Source organism: Hyphomonas pacifica, assembly GCF_000682675.1.
GTDB lineage: Bacteria > Pseudomonadota > Alphaproteobacteria > Caulobacterales > Hyphomonadaceae > Hyphomonas > Hyphomonas pacifica.
On sequence record NZ_AWFA01000006.1, the window covers coordinates 30,737 to 48,840 of the forward strand.

Here is an 18,104-nt window from a genome sequence, read left to right on the forward strand (position 1 = left end):
CGTCCTCCCTTATCGCGACCAAAAGACATGGACTTCGTCGAAGCCCGTCTGGAACACCATGATCTCGCCATTCAGCGCCATGTCGCGGGCAAGCGCGTGCCAGTCGATGTAATAGCGAAGCGACTCCGGAATCTCGGTGCCGGTGTCCTCGTGCAGGCTCTCGGCGAAGTCTGCCGCGCTGCGATATTCGCCCGCGTATTCGTCGAAGGCGGCGCGGGCCTCGGCGAGGTCGTCGCCGAAATGGCTCAATACCTTGCCGCCAAGCTCGCCATGTTCCTCGATGAAATCGGCCAGCTCGCAAACGGTTTCGAATGAGGCGTATTCGGACAGGTTCGCGCCCTCGAAGCCTTCGTAATCGTGGATCGCGTGCTCTTCCGAATCCGGTTCCGGCGATGCCGCCAGCATGGCGCGAACCTGTTCCCAAATCTCGTCAGGGGTGGTCGCGTCGATCCATCGCCCGTGCAGGCAGCCATTATTGTAGGCTGCAAGGCAGGCCACATAGATTCGGGGTCTCGCCGCTCGCGCGGGTGCGGGCGTTGCCGCGTGTGCGTGAATGCAAATCTGGTCAGTCATGTCAGTCTCCTTCCCCGCCCGCGTTCTTTTCCCGACAGTCGGGTGGGCGGCGAGGAGGTGCTCAGCCGGAGCGCATCAGGGCGCCGCGCAAGGGGAAGCTGTAGGTATGACGCCTGAAGACGATCAGAGATGACAAAGTCCCGCCCCCTTGCGCGGCGACCGCGCTCTGGCAGACGCACCGTCCGCCCACCTGACTGATGGGAAAAGATATTGAGGCGGAGGGAGGCTGGGGTGGCCGGGTCTGAACACTGATCCAATCGGGCGAGTGGCCCGAAACTTGCTCGCGCTTCAGTTGAGCCGTCGAGGAGCCGGGGAAAGGAGCCAGATCATGTGTTGTCCGAATGAAGTGTGTATGAGTACGCGCGTCCGAGCGCTGAGAGATGCGGAACGGTCGCGGGTGAAGCGTATGCCGGCCCACGATCCTGATGTTGAGTTTGATGCTCTGATGATCTGCGACGATTGCGGCACCGCCTTTGTGGAGGGGCGACTCCTCGACGTGTTTCCGCTTATTGTATCGCTTGGGTCTTTGAATCCCCGCGCAAAGAGTCTTTCGCTGGTGAAATTCTGAGATCAAAGCTGCGACCCCTCTGGCGCCAGCCAGTGGGAAGCGCAGCGTAGGCCCCGCCGGCGAGTCCCAGCGACCTGTCTGGTAAGACTAGGGACGTCCCTGAACTGAGCCTCGCCGGGCCGGTCGGCGCAAGACGGTTCCTGCTGCTCCGGTCAGAGCGCCGGGCGCAAGGTCGGCGATCCGGCCGGACCGCCAAGATGCTCTTAGGCGGCAGACTCCGCCGGGCGAAGTGCTCCGCGCGATGAGCGCGGACGGGGCTAAAAACGATTTTGAAGAAGCGAACGAGATGGCGGTCCCTACAGGATTCGAACCTGTGACCTCTACCTTCGGAGGGTAGCGCTCTATCCAGCTGAGCTAAGGAACCTTTGACTCTCGTTTAAGGCCAAATCCGGTTTGCGGCCAGTTCGTAATCACACAGCTTGCGAGACCTTGCGGAAATCCGTGCTGACATGGTGCTGACTCAAAAGCGGGTCGAAAAGTGTGGCCTTAGATAACTCCTTGTAATTCTTTTATATTTTTAGCTCAAACAGATAAAGGTTGCGTCCTTCGGAGGGCAGCGCTCTATCCAGCTGAGCTATGGGTGCTGAACCGTGTCTCGTCTTTAGGGCAAGCTGGCGGACCGTGCAACGCCAGAGTGCGGTTTGTACAGAGTGGGCGATTTGCTTGCCGGGGCAGGTAGGCTAGGTCTGTCAAAGACAATCATTTCAGGAGCTGTTCATGCGCGTGTTTTCAAGATGTCTGACGGGGCTTGCGACCTGTACATTCCTGGCCTTGGCGGCGTGCGGGCAAGGCGATGCGCCCGCCGCTGAGAAACAGGCCGCCTCTGTGGCTGAGGCACAGGAAGCGGCCGCGAGGGCCGAAGCGCTCGAGACGCAGAAAGCCGCTTATGAAGCCGCGCTGGCAGAGGCGAAAGCGTCCCGAGGCACTGGCGAACCAGCGCTCTGGAGTCTGCGGGATGAAGACACAACGCTCTACATCATGGGCACCGTGCACCTCCTGCGACCGGATCTTGAATGGCGCAGCGATGCCATCGATACGGCGCTGGAAGAGGCCGATACAGTGGTCTTCGAGGCCGATGTCACCAGCCAGCAGGCTAAGTCAGAAATGATGCGCTTCATTTCCAGCAAGGGCATGTTCACAGATGGGCGCCAGCTGACCAGCCTGTTGAGCGATCTCGAGAAGGCTGAGTTGCAGAAAGCGCTGGATCACCTCGGCCTGCCGCTGGGGGCGATCCAGCCGATGAAGCCGTGGTGGGCGGCGGTAAACCTCTCCGTCATGCAGATCCAGCAGGAGGGCTTTGATCCGAATTCCGGCGTCGAGAAAGTCATTGAGGCTGAGGCTTTGGCTGACGGAAAATCCTTTGCCTATCTGGAAACAATCGACGAACAGCTTGGCCGTCTGGCTGGTATGCCGGATGACGAGCAGGTCGATTTCCTGATCGGCTCGACTGAGTCCATCAAAGAGGGCGCAGATGTGCTTGATGTGCTGGTATCGGAATGGGTGGACGGGGATGTGCATGGCATTGGCCTGTTGATGGCCAATCCCGACATGATCGGGTCGGATGAGGTATATGACGCGCTTCTCAAGTCGCGCAATGAAGACTGGGTAGGCAAGATTAAGGCAATGCTGGATGAGCCTGGCACGCGGCTGATTGCCGTCGGGGCTGGACACCTGGCCGGCGAGGACAGCGTCATCGAATTGCTGGAGCAGGAAGGTTATGAAGTCTCCGGGCCGTAAGCCCGGCTTCCATTTCGTGCGTCTTATACCGTGTCGGCGGATCGCCGCAGGGCCAGCAGCGCCTGATCCAGAATTTCCTCACTTGCGCAGCAGACAATCTGGCCGCCCAGCTTCGGCGTGTTGCCGCGCCAATCGGTCGCAAGACCACCTGCACCACGTACGACAGGAATTAGCGCCGCCACGTCCCAAGCCTTAAGACAGCTCTCTGCCACCAGATCAATTGTACCCGCGGCGAGGCGCGCATAAGCATAAGCATCAAGGCCATAGCGCGCCAGGCGGGCTGTGGCGCGCAGATGCGTCCAGGCGCCCTGTTCGGCTGGATTAAGGATAAAGGGGTCTGTGGTAGAGATAACGGCGTGGCGAAGATCCTTGCAGTTCGACACGTTTAGCATCTCGGTCTGTCCGTCTTTCTGCATCGCGGCGCCACCGGGCCAGCCCAGATAGCGCTCACCTAGGACTGGCTGATCAATGACGCCTATCAAGGGAACACCATCTCTATCGCAGAGCGCGATCAGCGTAGTCCAGGAAGGCAGGCCGGCCACGAAGGCGCGGGTGCCATCAATCGGGTCCAGCAGCCATGTCAGGCCATTGTCTGTTGGTTTTGAAGGAAATTCTTCTCCGGTGATGCCATAGGCCAGTCGCTCTGCTGCGATCAGGGCACGCATGGCCTCTTCTGCAGCCTGGTCAGCTACTGTTACGGGGTCGAAAGCAGACTGAGGTGGCGCCTTGTTGTCGACTGCCGTCAGCGCACGAAAATGCGGCCTGATCGCTGACCAGGCCGCGTCCGCAAGTTTGCCCGCAAAGGCAAGATCTTCATCAATGGAGAAAGAAGCAGTCATCCGGCCAGGGCTTGCCTTGCCCGGAGCCCAGCGTCAAGCGACACCGCTATTCGTCGTGTCAGCTTCCAGCGCTTTTGCCAGCTCCAGCAATCGTTTGCGCGGGCGCTCACCGAGACGGTAATAGGCGCGTACCAGTTCCAGCGTCTCCTTTTGAGAGAGAATGTCGCCTTCCATCCGATCAGCATCATTGGCTGCGTCCGGGGCATCTGAGGCGGGGATACCATCAAAGAAATACTGAACGGAAATATTCATGGCCTTGGCCAGTTCGTAGAGGCGAGAGGCCGTGATGCGGTTTGCGCCGCACTCATATTTCTGGATTTGTTGGAAGCGTACGCCAACCTGACCGGCGAGGTCTTGTTGTGTCATCCCCAGCAACCGGCGGCGGCGACGCAGGCGCTTGCCTACGTGGAGGTCGGTTTCATCAGCCATGTTTTTCTCCTTGCGGATGAGGTCTGTGCAGTCCCAAATTGGGATATCTGCGAGTCTCTCTCGCAATTGGCATGCCGATGGTCACGGGTGCCCAAATTTCAGGCAGATATCACTAAATGCAGGGATAAGGGCAATAACCTATTGCGTTTTGTGCGCCGCAACATAAATCTGGTCATGCACTTCGGTGCAGACGCCTCTGGCGTTTCCTCCCTTTGACCTCGGCCGCGCTTACTGAGCGCGGCCTTTTTTTTGCGCTCACAAAAGAATGGATCAGGCTGTCGGCTTCTAGCGGACCGGAATGTGGCCTGAGGCTGAGACTATCTCTTGAATAACCGTCGAAACGGCGGCGCGCATGCTATCGAAAGTCCCTAACGGGCTGACGTTGCCTTCATCCATGTAAAGTCCGCGATTGATTTCTATCTGCAGTGCATGGACGTTGCGTTTGGGGCGCCCATAGCGTCGGGTTGTGTAGCCGCCCGCATAAGGCGCATTTCGCGCCACGGTTAACCCTTGGGCGCGGAAGGCCCGTTCTACACGGCCAGTCAGCCGCGGATCACAGCTGGAGCCAAACCTGTCACCCAGGACGATATCTGCCAGATGGCGCCTGCCGGGCTGGACGCTAGGCATGGAATGGCAATCGATCAGGATCACGCGGCCATGTATCTCTTTCAGGGTAGCCAGTTCCAGGCTGAGGCGCTGGTGATAGGCATCATGTATATCTGTCAGCCGTGCAGCTCCTTCAGCGCGGGACATGCGTTGACCATAAATTTCTTCCCCTTGTGAAGCGACACGAGGCAGGCAGCCAAGGCCAGCCTCTACGCGGGCTGTAGGGGCGCCACAGGCACGGGGCACGCCATCATGGAACATGGTCGGATCCAGTTCACGCGGGTCTCGATTAAGATCGGTGACGGAGCGGGCATAACGGGCGGCCATCAGGATAGCCCCATGCGCGTGGGCATCTTCAAACAACTGTTCAACGAAGGCATCTTCAGTGCGCCTTACCGTTTCCAGAGGCACGCACAGCGCCGATTTCATACTCTCAGGATAGACATTTCCGGAGTGAGGAGAGGCGAAAATGACAGGGCCGTGCACTTTCTCCGGAAAATGCAGCGTGAACGGGTCTTTATATCGAATAGGGGCGGACGCCAGCTGCGAAGCGTCCTGCGCAGATTGAAAATGCGCAGATGTATCAAGAAATTGGGGGGCATCCGTCATACGGCTTATGGTTTCCCAGTTCGCCCGAAGGTCAAGCATTTTCCCGCTCTTGCATCTCTTGGGGGTGCAAAAACCTTCTCACGAAAAAGGGCTATTCACCCATGATTTACCCAACTGCGTCTTTATGGTTAGGGTTCGAGTTCCAAGAGGGGGGCATTCAGCGTGACCAAGATCCTGCTGGCCGAAGATGACGATTCCATGCGAACTTTCCTGGCTGCCGCATTGCGCCGCGCGGGCCATGAAGTTCAGGACTATGCCGATGGCGAGACGGCGCTCTCCGCGCTGGAGCGCGAAGTCTTTGATTTGTTGCTAACGGATATCGTCATGCCGGGGCTTGATGGCATTGAGCTGGCGCGCCGAGGGGCTGAACTTGATCCGGCCATGAAGATTGTGTTCATCACTGGCTTTGCCGCTGTGGCACTATCCTCTGGTGCCCCGACGCCTGCAGGCGCAAAAGTTCTGTCCAAGCCCTTCCATCTGCGTGAAATCGTCGACGAAGTCGACAAGGTTATGGCGGCATAATGGGCGGGGGCTCGGATCATGAGCCTCAGAAGCTGTTGAAATCAGTTGTCAATGATGCCGGGCGGCATTTTTTCGATGCCCCGGCTGCACTGAGTATGGACGAATGTGTCATCCGTCTTGGGTTCCTGGAGGGGGTAAATATCGTTTCCATGGTGCCAGCTGAGATTGGCCAATGGCTTGTCTTCCAGTTTGAAGGCTATGCATTCTCTGCCAGTAATCCGTTTGGGGAGGTTTGGTTTTTTGCCGATGACCCCGAAACGCCGGAAGGAATACTGCAGAAAATTGCTCTATGCGTCGTTGGACCGACAAAGGCGTCTTGACGACACGCGTCGAATTATCCATTACCCCTGCTTCCCGACGGGATCGGGGCGGTTAGCTCAGTGGTAGAGCACTACGTTGACATCGTAGGGGTCACAAGTTCGAACCTTGTACCGCCCACCATTCACTTCAGAGATTTTCCTATATTAACGCGTTACGCCCCGGTTTGACGACAGGCTTGCGTGAACATAAAAAGCCGACCTTCACAAGGTCGGCTTTAGAGACAGGGGAAACTGTTGTCGTATGAGCCATTGGCTCAACAGGATCACCCCTCAAAGGGGTCTTTCATCAGGATGACGTCTTCGCGCTCGGGAGAGGTGGAGACCAGGGCGCAGGGTTTGCCGACGAGTTCTTCCAGGCGGCGGACATATTTGACAGCTTCGGCTGGCAGGTCCGCCCAGGAGCGCGCGCCTGCGGTAGAGCCTTTCCAGCCCTGCAGGGTCTCATAGACAGGTTCCACAGCCGCCTGATCGGTGAGACCGGCGGGGTAATAGTCGATCTCCTGACCGTTCAGCTTGTAGGCCACGCAGACCTTGATCTCGTCAAAGCCGTCCAGCACGTCAAGCTTGGTCAGGGCGAGGCCGTTGACGCCGGAGGTGGCACAGGCCTGACGCACCATGACGCTATCAAACCAGCCGCAGCGGCGAGCCCTGCCAGTGTTCACACCAACTTCGCGGCCAACAGTGCCGAGACGCTCGCCGATTTCATTGTCCTGCTCGGTAGGGAAGGGGCCTGAGCCGACGCGCGTCGTATAGGCCTTGGCAAGACCCAGCACGTAGGAGATCGCGCCAGGACCCACGCCTGCACCTGCAGAGGCATTGCCCGCCACCACATTCGAGGAGGTGACAAATGGATAGGTGCCGTGGTCAACATCCAGCATGACGCCTTGCGCGCCTTCAAACAGGATGCGCTTGCCGGCGCGGACTTGCTCGTCCAGCAGCTTCCAGGCCGGCTTGGCATAGGCCAGTATTTGATCGGCAATCTTCAACAGTTCTGCTTTCAGCGCCTTGCCATCCGGTTCAGGCAGGCCAACACCCGCACGCAATGGTTTGTGGTGGGCCAGAAGGCGCTCGATTTTAAGGTCCAGCGCCGCCGGATCAGCGAGGTCTGCAACACGGATGGCGCGGCGGCCTACGCGGTCTTCATAGGCCGGGCCAATGCCGCGCTTGGTGGTGCCGATCTGTCCGGCGCCAAGGGCGCCTTCGCGGGCGGCATCAATATCCTTGTGCCAGGGCAGGATCAGCGAGGCATTGTCGGCCAGGACCAGTGTGTCCGGGCTGACTTCGACGCCTTGCGACTGAATGCCCTCGATTTCCTGCAGCATGTGCCAGGGGTCCACGACCACGCCATTGCCGATGACAGACAGCTTGCCGCCCCGCACGAGGCCGGATGGCAGCAGGGCCAGCTTGAAGACCTTGCCGTCGATGACCAGCGTATGGCCGGCATTGTGGCCCCCTTGAAAGCGCACAACAACGTCAGCCCGGCTGGACAGCCAGTCAACGATCTTGCCCTTGCCCTCATCGCCCCATTGGGCCCCGACAACGACTACTCCGGCCATGATTCCTGCTCCTGCAAAGTCCGCGGCGACATGGGCAGGATTTGGCGGCTAAATGCAAGGGGGGGCGTGAAATCCCTTTGCCGCACCCCTGGGCTCAGACGAGGTCGTAATCCTCCAGCTTCACCTCTGCTACGATATCGGCATAGGCGCGGGTATGGCTGGCCCAGTTCTGGGTGATCTTGCCTGAGCCGGTCTTGTACCAGCTATTGCAGGCCGGATCGGCCCATACAGTCTTGCCCAATTGCTCCTGCAGCTCCTTGTTGAAGGCATCCTGTATCTCCTGGCGCGGAGACATGGCGGCCGCGCCTGTCTCGTCGAGTTTCTGCAGAGCCTGGATCGTATATTCCACCTGCCGCTCCAGCATGAAGGTGATGGAGTTGTGGCCAAGATTTGTGTTCGGGCCGTAGAGGATGAACAGGTTCGGATAGTCTGCGACGGTGATACCGAGATAGGCTTCAGGTCCGTCCTGCCACTTTTCTGTAATAGACACGCCGTCGCGCCCGATAACATCGACAGACCAGCGCCAGCCGGTTGTTTCAAATCCCGTGGCGAAGGCGATCACATCATATTCGTGAACCGCCCCGTCTTTTGTGTGGATGCCTTCTGGCACAATGGCGTCGATGCCTGGCGTGATCAGGTCGACATGCGGTTTGGTCAGCGTGGTGAAATAGTCATCCGAGATCAGGATACGGCGACAACCGACCGGATAATCCGGCGTGAGCTTCTTGCGCAGGTCTTCATCCTCCACCTGATCATGCAGGTGGTCGGTCGCCTGGCGGGTAAAGGCTGCGCGGCCCTCAGGGGTCCATTCAAAGGCCTGCCAGAAGAAATAGTCTGAGTTTTCATAGATTAGGCGGCGATTGATCTCTGCAAATTCAATTGCCTTTTCGGGCTGGGTCATCATCATCGCCTTCTCTTCGGGCGAGATGAAACGGTCATTGCGCGGCACAACCCAATTGGGAGAGCGCTGGAAGACGCCAACATTGGCGCAGACTTTTGCGACTTCAGGGATGATCTGAATGGCGCTTGCGGCAGAGCCAATAATGGCAATGCGCTTGCCCTTCAGGTCGACAGAATGATCCCATTCGGCGGAATGCATGATCGCGCCATTGAAACTGTCCTTGCCGGGAATATCCGGCCAGAAGGGTCTGTTCAGTTGGCCTAACGCGCCGATGACGGCATCGGCTTCATATGTGTCGCCCTTCGTACTGGTAACGGTCCATTTGCGTGAGTCTTCATTCCAGACGGCTTTTTTGGCGCCTTCATTCAGGTGCAGACTCGGGCGCAGCTGGAAGCGATCCGTGATCTCTTCCGCATAGGCCTGAATTTCCGGCTGCTGTGGATAGATCCGACTCCAGTTCATCGATTGCGCGAAGGAGAGCTGGTACAGCGCCACCGGCACATCACAGGCGCAGCCCGGATAGGTGTTTTGAGCCCAGGTTCCACCGACGCGGTCACCTTGCTCAAGAATGGTGTAGCTATACCCGGCTTCCTGCAGCTTGATGGCTGCCGTCAGGCCGCCGAGGCCTGCACCAATGATGACAATATGCTTCTCCGGCATGCATGTTTCCTCCGATTATATTTTCGGAGAAGAGTGTCATGCCTGCAGCGTTTCACAAGGGGTGCCGCAAGGCGAGCCTTAATTGTCGAATTTATAGGACAGGCGCACGCCAATATTATCGAGGCCCTGATTGCGCCCATTGCCAAGAATCTGGCCGTGGCTGAGGTGTTCGTACATCACCTCTGCGCCCCAAGTTTCGTTGAAGTCATAGTGCAGGCCAAATGTGGTACGGAACAGGTCTCGAGAGCCTAGAAGAACATGTTCTTCGGTGAAGGCATCACCGCGCGGGTCACCTTGAGGGAAGGGGCTCGACAGTTCTCCATCATGCACCACGTAACCGACACTCGGCTCAAACGCCCATTTTTCTGTAAAGGGAAAAGACCAGTGCAGGCCGACGCCGCCAAAGCTGGTATCGCCTTGCGTGTTCAGGCTGGCCATAGCGTAGGGCTTAGGACTCCAGATCACATCGAGAAAGTCAGGAGAGGTGAACAGCAATTCGCCACTGATGTTCTGGCCAGGCTCCTTGTCGGCATTGTCGCAGTCCAGCACGCAGATGTTTTCCTGCATCACGCCGAAACGGGCTTCGCTGAAAATGTCTGCTGAGGCAGTGGCAGCCAGCAGGGCTGCACTCAGAGTCAGGGTGACGGCGCGAATCATAATCTTTCCCCTTTGTAAGATTTCCCTTCACAAGGGAGCGAAACATCGCGCCGTCAAGAAAGTTCCATCAGGCTTTGCCGCGAACCCACCGTTCCGTGACTTCAGCGACACGCTTGCCGAACAGTTCGGCAGTCTTCAGATCAGCTGCATCAGGGCCGTCTTCAGCAGACAAGTCTGTTAGGGCCTGCGTGGCGAGACCTGTTGCATGGCCCGCGCGGTTCAGGGCACCTTCGAATTCATGGGCAGAGGCATTGAAGCCCGGCTTCATGCCGAAATTCACCCAGATCATGCCGTGTTGCCCGGCCAAAGTGGCAAATTGGGCGAGGGTGGAGGATTTGTCCCCTGCCAGAGCACCGGAATTGGTGAAGCCAGCGGCAATCTTGTCTTTCCAGGCGTCTGCGAACCAGGATTTGGAGCTTGCGTCCATGAATTGCTTCATTGGAGCAGAGGCCGAGCCCATATAGGTTGGCGAGCCAAAGATAATGGCATCTGCGGTGGCCAGTTCATCCCATGGTCCCGTATCGGGAGAGGCGAGGTCTTCCGCCTTGTAGAGGGTAACGTCTGCGCCTGTGTCCGCGGCGCCCTTAAAGACGTGTTCTGCAACCTTGGCCGTGTGGCCGTAGCCGGAATGATAAACAATTGCGATCTTTGTCATGGGAAACCCCTTTTCATGTTTGCAAGGGTCAGATGGGGCGGATTTATGTGTGAATAAATCCGCCCCTTTGGCATAGGATCTATGCGTCTTTCGAATGAAAGGCGTTTGGGTCTTAGAAGGTCAGCACTTTTGCGTAGCGAACCTGGGGCAGAGCATCGAGCTTTTCGATGAAATCTGCTGGCGGTACGGCATCAATGCCGACTAGGGCAATCGCCTCGCCCCCGGCCTCGGTGCGGCCGAGGTGGAAGGTTGCGATATTGATGCCGGCTTCGCCCAGCATCTGACCCAGGGCGCCAATAAAACCTGGTTTGTCTAGGTTGTTCACATAGAGCACGGTCGGCGCGAAATCGCCTTCCAGCGCCATGCCCTTGACTTCGACGATGCGCGGCTGGCCAGCGATGATCGTGCCAGCCAGGGTACGCCAGCCGCCTTCCGGGGCATTCTGGGTCGCCTTGGTTTTCACCTTGATACGGATCAGGCTGTCATAGACAGGGCTGTCCTCTGTCTTGGTCTCGGTCAACTTGACGCCGCTATCGGCCAGGATTGCCGGAGCAGAGACCATATTCACATCGCCGCGTGAGGCGCGCAGCAGGCCAGCCAGAAGGGCGGCCGTCAGCGGTTTGCGGTTCAGGTCAGCGACTTCGCCTTCATACTCGATCACCACTTCATCATAACCGAAATCGGAGATCTGGCCGGCAAAACTACCCAACTTTTCGGCCAGCGTTGCGAATGGTTTGATGCGCGGCGCTTCCTCTGCCGTGATGGACGGCATGTTCAGCGCGTTGGTGACGGCGCCTGACAGCAGATAGTCCGCCATCTGTTCAGCTACCTGAAGCGCAACATTTTCCTGCGCCTCGGTCGTTGCTGCGCCCAGGTGCGGCGTCGCGATGAAGTTCTTTGTGCCGAACAGAACGTTTTCCTTTGCCGGTTCCACGGCGAACACGTCGAAGGCAGCTGCCTTGATGTGTCCGCTCTCCAGCAAGTCCTTCACGGCCTCCTCATCAACCAGGCCACCGCGGGCGCAGTTGACCAGGATCAGGCCTTCCTTCGTCTTCTGAAGGTTTTCGCGGCTCAGCACGTTTTTGGTTTGATCTGTCAGCGGAACATGCAGCGTGATGATGTCGGCGCGCTTCAGCAGTTCGTCGAGTTCGACTTTCTCCACGCCAAGTTCCACGGCGCGTTCCTCTGTCAAGAATGGGTCATATGCAGCGACCTTCATCTTCAGGCCGATTGCGCGCTCTGCGACACGGCTACCAATATTGCCGCACCCGATCAGGCCGAGCGTCTTGTAGGAAACCTCGGTTCCCATGTAGCCGGATTTCGGCCATTTGCCTTCTTGCGTCTCGGCATTGGCGGCCGGGATCTGGCGGGCGGCAGCAAACATCAGCGCGATGGCGTGTTCTGCCGTTGTGATTGCGTTGCCAAAGGGCGTGTTCATCACCACCACGCCTTTGGCGGTTGCCGCCTTGATGTCGATATTGTCGACACCGATACCGGCGCGGCCAATGACTTTCAAATTCGTCGCGGCGGCCATGACGTCCGCATTCGGTTTGCAGGCGGAGCGAACGACGAGGCCGTCATATTCCGGAATCTCGGCAATGAGTTCTTCCGTATTCAGACCGGTCTTGGTGACGGTTTCAATGCCGCGGGCGTGGAAGATTTCCACGGCGGCGGGGGAGAGTTTGTCTCCGATAAGGACTTTGGGCATTTGAGTTTCCTCGGGGTGTCATGCCGGATGCCGCAGGCGATCCGGGATCTTTTACGTACTCGGGGGAAAGGTCCCGGATCAGCCCGACGGGCTGTCCGGGATGATAGACATTAAAGCATGGCCGCTTCTTCAGCGAAGGCCCAGTCGAGCCAAGGCGTCAGTTTCGCGACATCGGATGGTTCCACTGTACCCCCGCACCAGATGCGTAGTCCCGGAGGAGCCTTTGCGTATCCGGCCGCGTCAAAGCAGGCGTTTTCCTTTTCGAGGCGCTTCATCATCGCTTTCACGAAAGCGCGCTGTCCCGCTTCGTCAAGGCCCGCAACACGCGGATCAACGATCTTGAACGTCACGCCGGTATTCGAGCGAACATCCGCATCCGGACAGAGGAAGTCGACCCAGTCGGTATTGGCAACCCAGTCTGTCAAAATGCCGAGGCTTTCGTCGGAACGAGCTTTGAGGGCTTTCCAGCCACCAAGTTCTTCGCACCAGTCGAGGGCTTGCAGATAGTCTTCGACGCACAGCATGGAGGGCGTGTTGATCGTGGAGCCTTCGAAAAGATCCTCATTCAGCTTGCCGCCTTTGGTCATGCGGAACAGTTTCGGCAGAGCGCGATCCGGCGTGTAGGTTTCCAGGCGTTTCACGGCGTTCGGGCTGAGGATCAGCATGCCGTGAGCAGCTTCCCCGCCAAGGATTTTCTGCCAGGAATAGGTAACCACATCGAGTTTCTCCCACTCGATATCCTGGGCAAATGCGGCAGAGGTCGCGTCGCAGATTACGACCCGGTCCGGGTTAGGCTTTATCCAATCGGCATTCCGGACGCGCACGCCGGATGTGGTGCCGTTCCAGGTGAAGATGATGTCGGCATCATCGCGAGCCTTTTCGAAAGGCGGCAGTTCGCCATACTCGCCGACATAGGTATTGCAGTCTGCCAGTTTCAGCTGCTTCGTCGCGTCGGTGACCCAGTCCTGGCCAAAGCTTTCCCAGGCAAAGACATCTACCGGCTTCGCACCTAGCATGGACCACATGCACATCTCAACAGCGCCCGTGTCAGAGGCTGGAACGATGGCAACACGATAGCCTTCCGGCAAACCAAGAATGGTCTTTGTGCGCTCGATCGCATCCTTCAGCTTCTTCTTCGCATCACCGGAACGGTGCGAACGGCCAAGGGCTGCAGTGTTGAGTTTTTCGAGAGAGAATCCGGGACGCTTAGCGGTCGGTCCGGAAGAAAAATGCGGGCATGCTGGCAGCACATCCGGCTTGGGGACGGTATTCGTCATCTGTTTTACTCCTATCCTCACAGATAGGCTGAGCGCCGTTGGGGGCGCCTGGCCCGCCGCGTCTGTCTCACAAATCCGGGGCGCTTGCAAATGACATTATTGCATAAGTCCTGCCCGAATGGTTCATTTGACAGATGACCCTGACCATTCAGCCTCTTACCGGTACGCTTGGCGCAGAAATTCGTGGCGCAGACCTGAAGGCGGGCCTGTCGAATGAGGCTTTCGACGCGGTCCATCAGGCCTTTTTGGATTACAAGGTGATCGTCTTGCGCGGCCAGCAAGGCCTGACGCCGGACCAGCAGAAGGATTTCGCTCGGCGGTTCGGCACGCTGAACATTCACCCTTACGTAAAGGGCATGGGCAGGCATCCGGAACTTCTTGAGATCATCAAGGAGCCGGACGAGAAGACCAATTTCGGCGGCGGTTGGCATTCCGACATGAGCTTTCTGGAAGAGCCCGCCCTCGGCTCCATCCTGCACGCCATCGAAGTGCCGCCCTATGGCGGGGACACGCTCTTCGCCGACCAGCAGGCCGCATATGAGCGCCTGTCCCCGGGTCTCAAGAAGACGCTGGAGGGCATGAGCGCCATTCACACTGCCAGCAAGGAATATGGCGCCGACGGCTATTCCGCCGCTGTGCGCCAGTCCATGGATGCCAAGTCTGCGCCCGACGCACCGGAATACGAGCACCCCGTGATCCGCACCCATCCGGAAACGGGCCGTAAGGGCTTGTTCATCAATCCGGCCTTCACGCTGCGCTTTGCTGGCTGGAGCCGGAAAGAGAGCCGACCGCTACTAACCTATCTATTCGATCTCTCAAGGGAAGAGCGTAACACATGCCGCATCCGCTGGCAGGCGGGAGATGTGACGATGTGGGATAATCGCTGTGTCTGGCACTATGCCTTGAACGACTATCACGGTCACCGCCGCCATATGCGCCGGGCCACGATCAATGGGGACAAGCCCCGCTAGCAAGCCGCCTCAGTCCGTTATCGGGCTGGCACCCCAGGCGATCAGGGCCTGACCGCCGAAATAGAGAAACCAGAGAGCAATCGAGGGCAGGGGCCGTTTGGGTGCGCCGTCAGGGTGCTTGAACAGCTCAGTCGACAGGATGACATCCGAGGCGATGAACATCAGGGCGCCTATCATGATCGGCAGGAAGGCAGAGTCCAGACGCAATGCTGCTGCGCCCATCATCAGAATGACACCGCCATAGAGAAAGACCGGCCAGCGCATCTTCGGCGGCAGCCACGGAGCCAGCCAGCGAATAAACAGCACGCCTGATAATATGAGGCCGGATAGTGCGGCCAGGATCAGCCAGCTCTGGTCAGCTTGAGGTAAGGTCCAGAACAGGGCGATATAGGCAACATGCGCCGCAAAAAACGCGCCCATTCCCGGCAGCAGGAATCTGTCGTCTTCATCTGCTTCCAGAAAGAAATCGCCGAGCGAGCTGAGTGCAAGGCCAGCCACAACCGGCAACGGTCCGCCCACCATAAAGGCCCATACTGCCAGCAGAGCTGTAGAGGCTGTCTTGATGATCAGTTTGAGCAGGCTGTGCCTGCGCCAACTGAAGGCTGCGCCAAACAACGTAGCCAGCGCGAGCGAGCCCAGCACGATATAGGTGACGGGCGTCACGCCGCTTAGTCGCTCTGCTTTACGGGTTCCGGCAGACGCAGCAGGCGCCTGGCCATACCGCGATGCGTATCTTTCACATGCATGCCGACAATGCCAAGCGCGGTCGCAAGAACCGTCGCGTCATCGGTGAACCCGAGGCCTGCGATAAAATCCGGCAGCAAATCCACAGGCATCACGAAATAGGCTGCGGCTGCGAAAAGTACGCCTTTTGCCTTCATCGGTGTTTCAGGATCGCGCGCGGCGAAATAGGCCGCTGCCAGATCATCGGCGAAAGGGATTTTTCCCGCAACTTTCAGAAGCTTCGGGACCAGTCCTTGCGCTGTGCGCTCATTGCGCTCAATGGATTGCGGCGTGAAACGCCCATCAGCGCCCTTGATTGTGTTGATAATTTCCGCTGCGTCAGACATTGCGTCCTCCTCCCAGCACTATAGACCAAGTGTGTATCAACGAAAACTAGGGAGGGCAGCGGCCCATGGAACTCAATTCGAATATCTCCGCCGTGATCACGGGCGGTGCCTCTGGTCTCGGTGCCGCAACGGCAACAAAACTGGCCAAGGAATATGGCGTCAAGGTCGCCCTGTTTGACCTGAACGAGGAGAAGGGTGAAGCACTCGCCAAGGAACTCGGCGGTGTCTTCTGCAACGTCAACGTCACTGACGAAGCCTCTGTTGACGCCGGCTTTGAAAAGGCCCGCGCAGCCATTGGCCAAGAGCGTATCCTTGTGAATTGCGCCGGTACGGGTAACGCCATCAAGACGGCCAGCCGCGACAAGCAGAGCGGTGAGATCAAGCACTTCCCGCTCGATAAGTTCAACATGATTATCCAGATCAATCTGGTCGGCACCTTCCGCTGCATCGCGAAATCTGCTGCAGGCATGATGACACTGGACCCGATCGAGGGTGAGCGCGGCGCTATCGTCAACACGGCTTCCGTTGCCGCTGAAGATGGTCAGATGGGCCAAGCGGCCTATTCCGCATCCAAGGGCGGTGTTGTCGGCATGACCCTGCCGATCGCCCGCGACCTCTCGCGTGAGCTGATCCGCGTCAACACAATTTTGCCGGGCATCTTTAATACTCCGCTGATGCAGGGCGCTCCGGACAATGTGAAACAGGCGTTGGCGGCCTCTGTGCCGAACCCGGCCCGTCTTGGCAATCCGGAAGAGTATGCATCTCTCGCGACAGAGATGATCCGCAACGGCTACTTCAATGGTGAGGATGTCCGTCTCGACGGCGCAATCCGTATGGCACCGCGCTGATTGGGCACCAGCTGTTACGAATGTAGAAAAGCCCGTTCATTCGAGCGGGCTTTTTTAATCCATGTTATGTGTACGGACCATCCCTGTCTGGAACCTGACCTGCTGCAAGGCGTAAGTTCGAAAAACAAAGGGAGTTATCCATGGAAAAGCGCGAAAGCAGACTGATTGATCACATTCACATTCGTGTTTCGGACCTTGAAGTCAGCCAGCATTTTTACAAGGCTGTTCTGGGTGCGCTCGGTATCGAATATATTTCTGATGAAGCGCATTTTTCTGCTGACGAGCTTTGGATCGACCAGGGTGAAAGCCAGTCCTGTATTCATATTGCCTTCAAGGCCAAGGGGCGCGACATGGTTGACCGCTGGTATGAGGCAGGACTGGAGGCTGGCGGCTATGACAATGGCGTACCAGGTCTGAGGGATCACCACCCTGGATATTATGCGGCCTTCCTACTTGATCCGGATGGGAACAATATTGAGGCCGTATTTCATGGCGAGGCCGACTAGGGATTTTGCCGCATGAAAGAAAGGCCCGCCCCAGGGGAGGGCGGACCTTTAAATGGGGGTGGGACACGAGAATGGCAGGGAACCCAGCCCCCGGTCGTCCCCTTTACTGTCCCTTGCGTTGTTTAACGCCTTCCTCGTCAGCAATTGCGCGATCTTCTTCATTGAAGATGATTTCTGATTCCTCGCCCTTTCCATAGGCGCGGGACTTCTTGGCCAGCGCGGACATGCTGTCCTGCATGGATCCTTGGCCCACAGCCATGCGCTTGGCTGCTGACACGCCGACAGCTTCGGCATCGTCAAAGCGGGCAAATTCGGCGCCCAGGAAAACAACTTCCCAGCCTTTGGACTCTGCGCGTTCCAGTGCGGCCTTGGCACCGTCTTTGGTAAGTTCCCGTGATGAGTTTTCTAGCCCGTCTGTCATGATAACAATCACGGCCTTTTCCGGCTTGTCGGCTTCAGCGAGGGAGACCATGCGGCCAATGGCGTCAAACAACGGGGTCATGCCGCGCGGACTTGCCTCGTCATTGGTGACATTTGTCCAGTCCTCGGCTTTGACCTGCTTGCGCAACACGTCGAATTGCATGCCGTCCTGATAATCAAAGATAGCGAGTGTCACATCTGTCTTGATATCACTGCCTTCTGTCTCGCCTTCATCGGCCTCGCCGACGCTTGCAGCATAAGCGTTGACGGAGTTCAGGGCCTCGTCCCAGATAGTGCTCATGGAACCTGTACGGTCCAGCAGGATGTAGGAATGTACCGCCCCCGGATCTTTATCAGGTTCCGGTGCTGGAATCTTTGCGGCGGCCGGCCCCATCATGGCGATGGATGCGGCGCCTGCGGCGAGTGTGGCGATGAGAGATTTCATGGGTGCGTCCCTTCCCGGTAGTATCTTGCATCTGTCAGGCCCCCTGCCTTGATGTAGAGTAATGTCCCCTGGGATTGGGGCGCACATGTGGCATTAAGTAGTTGTTAGGATGGTAATCGCGCGTTCGAGACCATCCGTACCCGGCGAAACTGAATGGCTGTTCATTTTAACGCAATCAGCCCGGAAGACAGGCGTGTCTTCCGGGCTGATGTGTGGGGCTTGGGCGG

The 18,104-nt window shown here is 58.0% G+C and carries 20 protein-coding genes and 2 tRNA genes; 8 read left to right on the forward strand and 14 right to left on the reverse strand.

The features are described from left to right. Positions 1-9: 9 nt before the first annotated feature. Positions 10-573: an antirestriction protein ArdA gene (locus HY2_RS02940; protein WP_155836540.1), complete on the reverse strand. Its 564-nt coding sequence runs from the start codon at positions 571-573 to the stop codon at positions 10-12. A gap of 352 nt (positions 574-925) precedes the next feature. Between HY2_RS02940 and HY2_RS02945 the strand changes: the two genes are divergently transcribed. Next, on the forward strand, positions 926-1,141 hold the full coding sequence (locus tag HY2_RS02945; protein WP_034824581.1) for a hypothetical protein: 216 nt from the start codon (positions 926-928) through the stop codon (positions 1,139-1,141). 287 nt (positions 1,142-1,428) lie between these two features. Here the strand turns inward: HY2_RS02945 and HY2_RS02950 are convergent. Beyond that, positions 1,429-1,505, reverse strand: a tRNA-Arg gene (locus HY2_RS02950). Positions 1,506-1,858: 353 nt separating this feature from the next. On the opposite strand from HY2_RS02950, the gene HY2_RS02955 reads away from it, so the two are divergent. Then, positions 1,859-2,878 (forward strand): TraB/GumN family protein, encoded by a 1,020-nt coding sequence (locus HY2_RS02955; protein WP_051594655.1) that lies wholly within the window; start codon positions 1,859-1,861, stop codon positions 2,876-2,878. Positions 2,879-2,901: 23 nt separating this feature from the next. On the opposite strand, the gene HY2_RS02960 is transcribed toward HY2_RS02955, so the two are convergent. The 3 genes from HY2_RS02960 to HY2_RS02970 form a co-directional block, all read right to left on the reverse strand. Beyond that, complete coding sequence (locus HY2_RS02960) at positions 2,902-3,717, reverse strand: inositol monophosphatase family protein (protein ID WP_034824583.1); 816 nt, start codon at positions 3,715-3,717, stop codon at positions 2,902-2,904. A 33-nt stretch (positions 3,718-3,750) separates the two neighbouring features. Next, positions 3,751-4,146 carry a helix-turn-helix domain-containing protein gene (locus HY2_RS02965; protein ID WP_034824585.1) on the reverse strand — a complete coding sequence of 132 codons (396 nt, stop codon included), beginning with the start codon at positions 4,144-4,146 and terminating at the stop codon, positions 3,751-3,753. 285 nt (positions 4,147-4,431) lie between these two features. Further along, complete coding sequence (locus HY2_RS02970) at positions 4,432-5,400, reverse strand: N-formylglutamate amidohydrolase (RefSeq protein WP_233346706.1); 969 nt, start codon at positions 5,398-5,400, stop codon at positions 4,432-4,434. Positions 5,401-5,523: 123 nt separating this feature from the next. Between HY2_RS02970 and cpdR the strand changes: the two genes are divergently transcribed. The 3 genes from cpdR to HY2_RS02985 all read left to right on the forward strand — a co-directional run bounded on the left by cpdR (position 5,524) and on the right by HY2_RS02985 (position 6,324). Beyond that, complete coding sequence (gene cpdR, locus HY2_RS02975) at positions 5,524-5,883, forward strand: cell cycle two-component system response regulator CpdR (RefSeq protein WP_034797220.1); 360 nt, start codon at positions 5,524-5,526, stop codon at positions 5,881-5,883. Positions 5,884-5,918: 35 nt separating this feature from the next. Continuing rightward, the gene (locus HY2_RS02980; RefSeq protein WP_146617159.1) at positions 5,919-6,203 is read left to right on the forward strand and encodes a hypothetical protein; all 285 of its coding nucleotides are present in this window, start codon (positions 5,919-5,921) and stop codon (positions 6,201-6,203) included. A 46-nt stretch (positions 6,204-6,249) separates the two neighbouring features. Beyond that, a tRNA-Val gene (locus tag HY2_RS02985) sits at positions 6,250-6,324 on the forward strand. A gap of 142 nt (positions 6,325-6,466) precedes the next feature. On the opposite strand, the gene HY2_RS02990 is transcribed toward HY2_RS02985, so the two are convergent. The 6 genes from HY2_RS02990 to HY2_RS03015 form a co-directional block, all read right to left on the reverse strand. Next, positions 6,467-7,759, reverse strand: a complete 1,293-nt coding sequence (locus HY2_RS02990; protein ID WP_034824589.1) for an adenylosuccinate synthase — start codon at positions 7,757-7,759, stop codon at positions 6,467-6,469. Positions 7,760-7,853: 94 nt separating this feature from the next. Then, positions 7,854-9,320, reverse strand: coding sequence for a flavin-containing monooxygenase (locus HY2_RS02995; RefSeq protein ID WP_034824591.1), 1,467 nt, complete (start codon positions 9,318-9,320; stop codon positions 7,854-7,856). Positions 9,321-9,398: 78 nt separating this feature from the next. Next, positions 9,399-9,977 (reverse strand): acyloxyacyl hydrolase, encoded by a 579-nt coding sequence (locus HY2_RS03000; RefSeq protein ID WP_034824593.1) that lies wholly within the window; start codon positions 9,975-9,977, stop codon positions 9,399-9,401. 67 nt (positions 9,978-10,044) lie between these two features. Beyond that, positions 10,045-10,632 carry a flavodoxin family protein gene (locus HY2_RS03005; RefSeq protein ID WP_034824594.1) on the reverse strand — a complete coding sequence of 196 codons (588 nt, stop codon included), beginning with the start codon at positions 10,630-10,632 and terminating at the stop codon, positions 10,045-10,047. Between the two features lie 112 nt (positions 10,633-10,744). Continuing rightward, positions 10,745-12,340 (reverse strand): phosphoglycerate dehydrogenase, encoded by a 1,596-nt coding sequence (serA, locus tag HY2_RS03010; protein ID WP_034824596.1) that lies wholly within the window; start codon positions 12,338-12,340, stop codon positions 10,745-10,747. Between the two features lie 110 nt (positions 12,341-12,450). After that, on the reverse strand, positions 12,451-13,617 hold the full coding sequence (locus HY2_RS03015; RefSeq protein WP_034824598.1) for a phosphoserine transaminase: 1,167 nt from the start codon (positions 13,615-13,617) through the stop codon (positions 12,451-12,453). Between the two features lie 134 nt (positions 13,618-13,751). Between HY2_RS03015 and HY2_RS03020 the strand changes: the two genes are divergently transcribed. Next, a complete protein-coding gene (locus tag HY2_RS03020; protein WP_034824600.1) occupies positions 13,752-14,588 on the forward strand; it encodes a TauD/TfdA dioxygenase family protein in 837 nt (278 codons plus the stop codon). 9 nt (positions 14,589-14,597) lie between these two features. On the opposite strand, the gene HY2_RS03025 is transcribed toward HY2_RS03020, so the two are convergent. Both HY2_RS03025 and HY2_RS03030 read right to left on the reverse strand, forming a co-directional pair. After that, positions 14,598-15,251 (reverse strand): lysoplasmalogenase, encoded by a 654-nt coding sequence (locus HY2_RS03025; RefSeq protein WP_034824601.1) that lies wholly within the window; start codon positions 15,249-15,251, stop codon positions 14,598-14,600. Between the two features lie 5 nt (positions 15,252-15,256). Further along, positions 15,257-15,658 (reverse strand): YkvA family protein, encoded by a 402-nt coding sequence (locus HY2_RS03030; RefSeq protein WP_034824603.1) that lies wholly within the window; start codon positions 15,656-15,658, stop codon positions 15,257-15,259. Positions 15,659-15,723: 65 nt separating this feature from the next. Here HY2_RS03030 and HY2_RS03035 point away from each other — a divergent pair, with 65 nt between their 5' ends. Both HY2_RS03035 and HY2_RS03040 read left to right on the forward strand, forming a co-directional pair. Next, the gene (locus HY2_RS03035; protein WP_034824606.1) at positions 15,724-16,506 is read left to right on the forward strand and encodes an SDR family NAD(P)-dependent oxidoreductase; all 783 of its coding nucleotides are present in this window, start codon (positions 15,724-15,726) and stop codon (positions 16,504-16,506) included. A 140-nt stretch (positions 16,507-16,646) separates the two neighbouring features. Next, positions 16,647-17,012, forward strand: coding sequence for a VOC family protein (locus tag HY2_RS03040; RefSeq protein ID WP_034824608.1), 366 nt, complete (start codon positions 16,647-16,649; stop codon positions 17,010-17,012). Positions 17,013-17,115: 103 nt separating this feature from the next. Here the strand turns inward: HY2_RS03040 and HY2_RS03045 are convergent, their stop codons facing one another. After that, the gene (locus tag HY2_RS03045; RefSeq protein WP_034824610.1) at positions 17,116-17,877 is read right to left on the reverse strand and encodes a vWA domain-containing protein; all 762 of its coding nucleotides are present in this window, start codon (positions 17,875-17,877) and stop codon (positions 17,116-17,118) included. Positions 17,878-18,104: the final 227 nt, after the last annotated feature.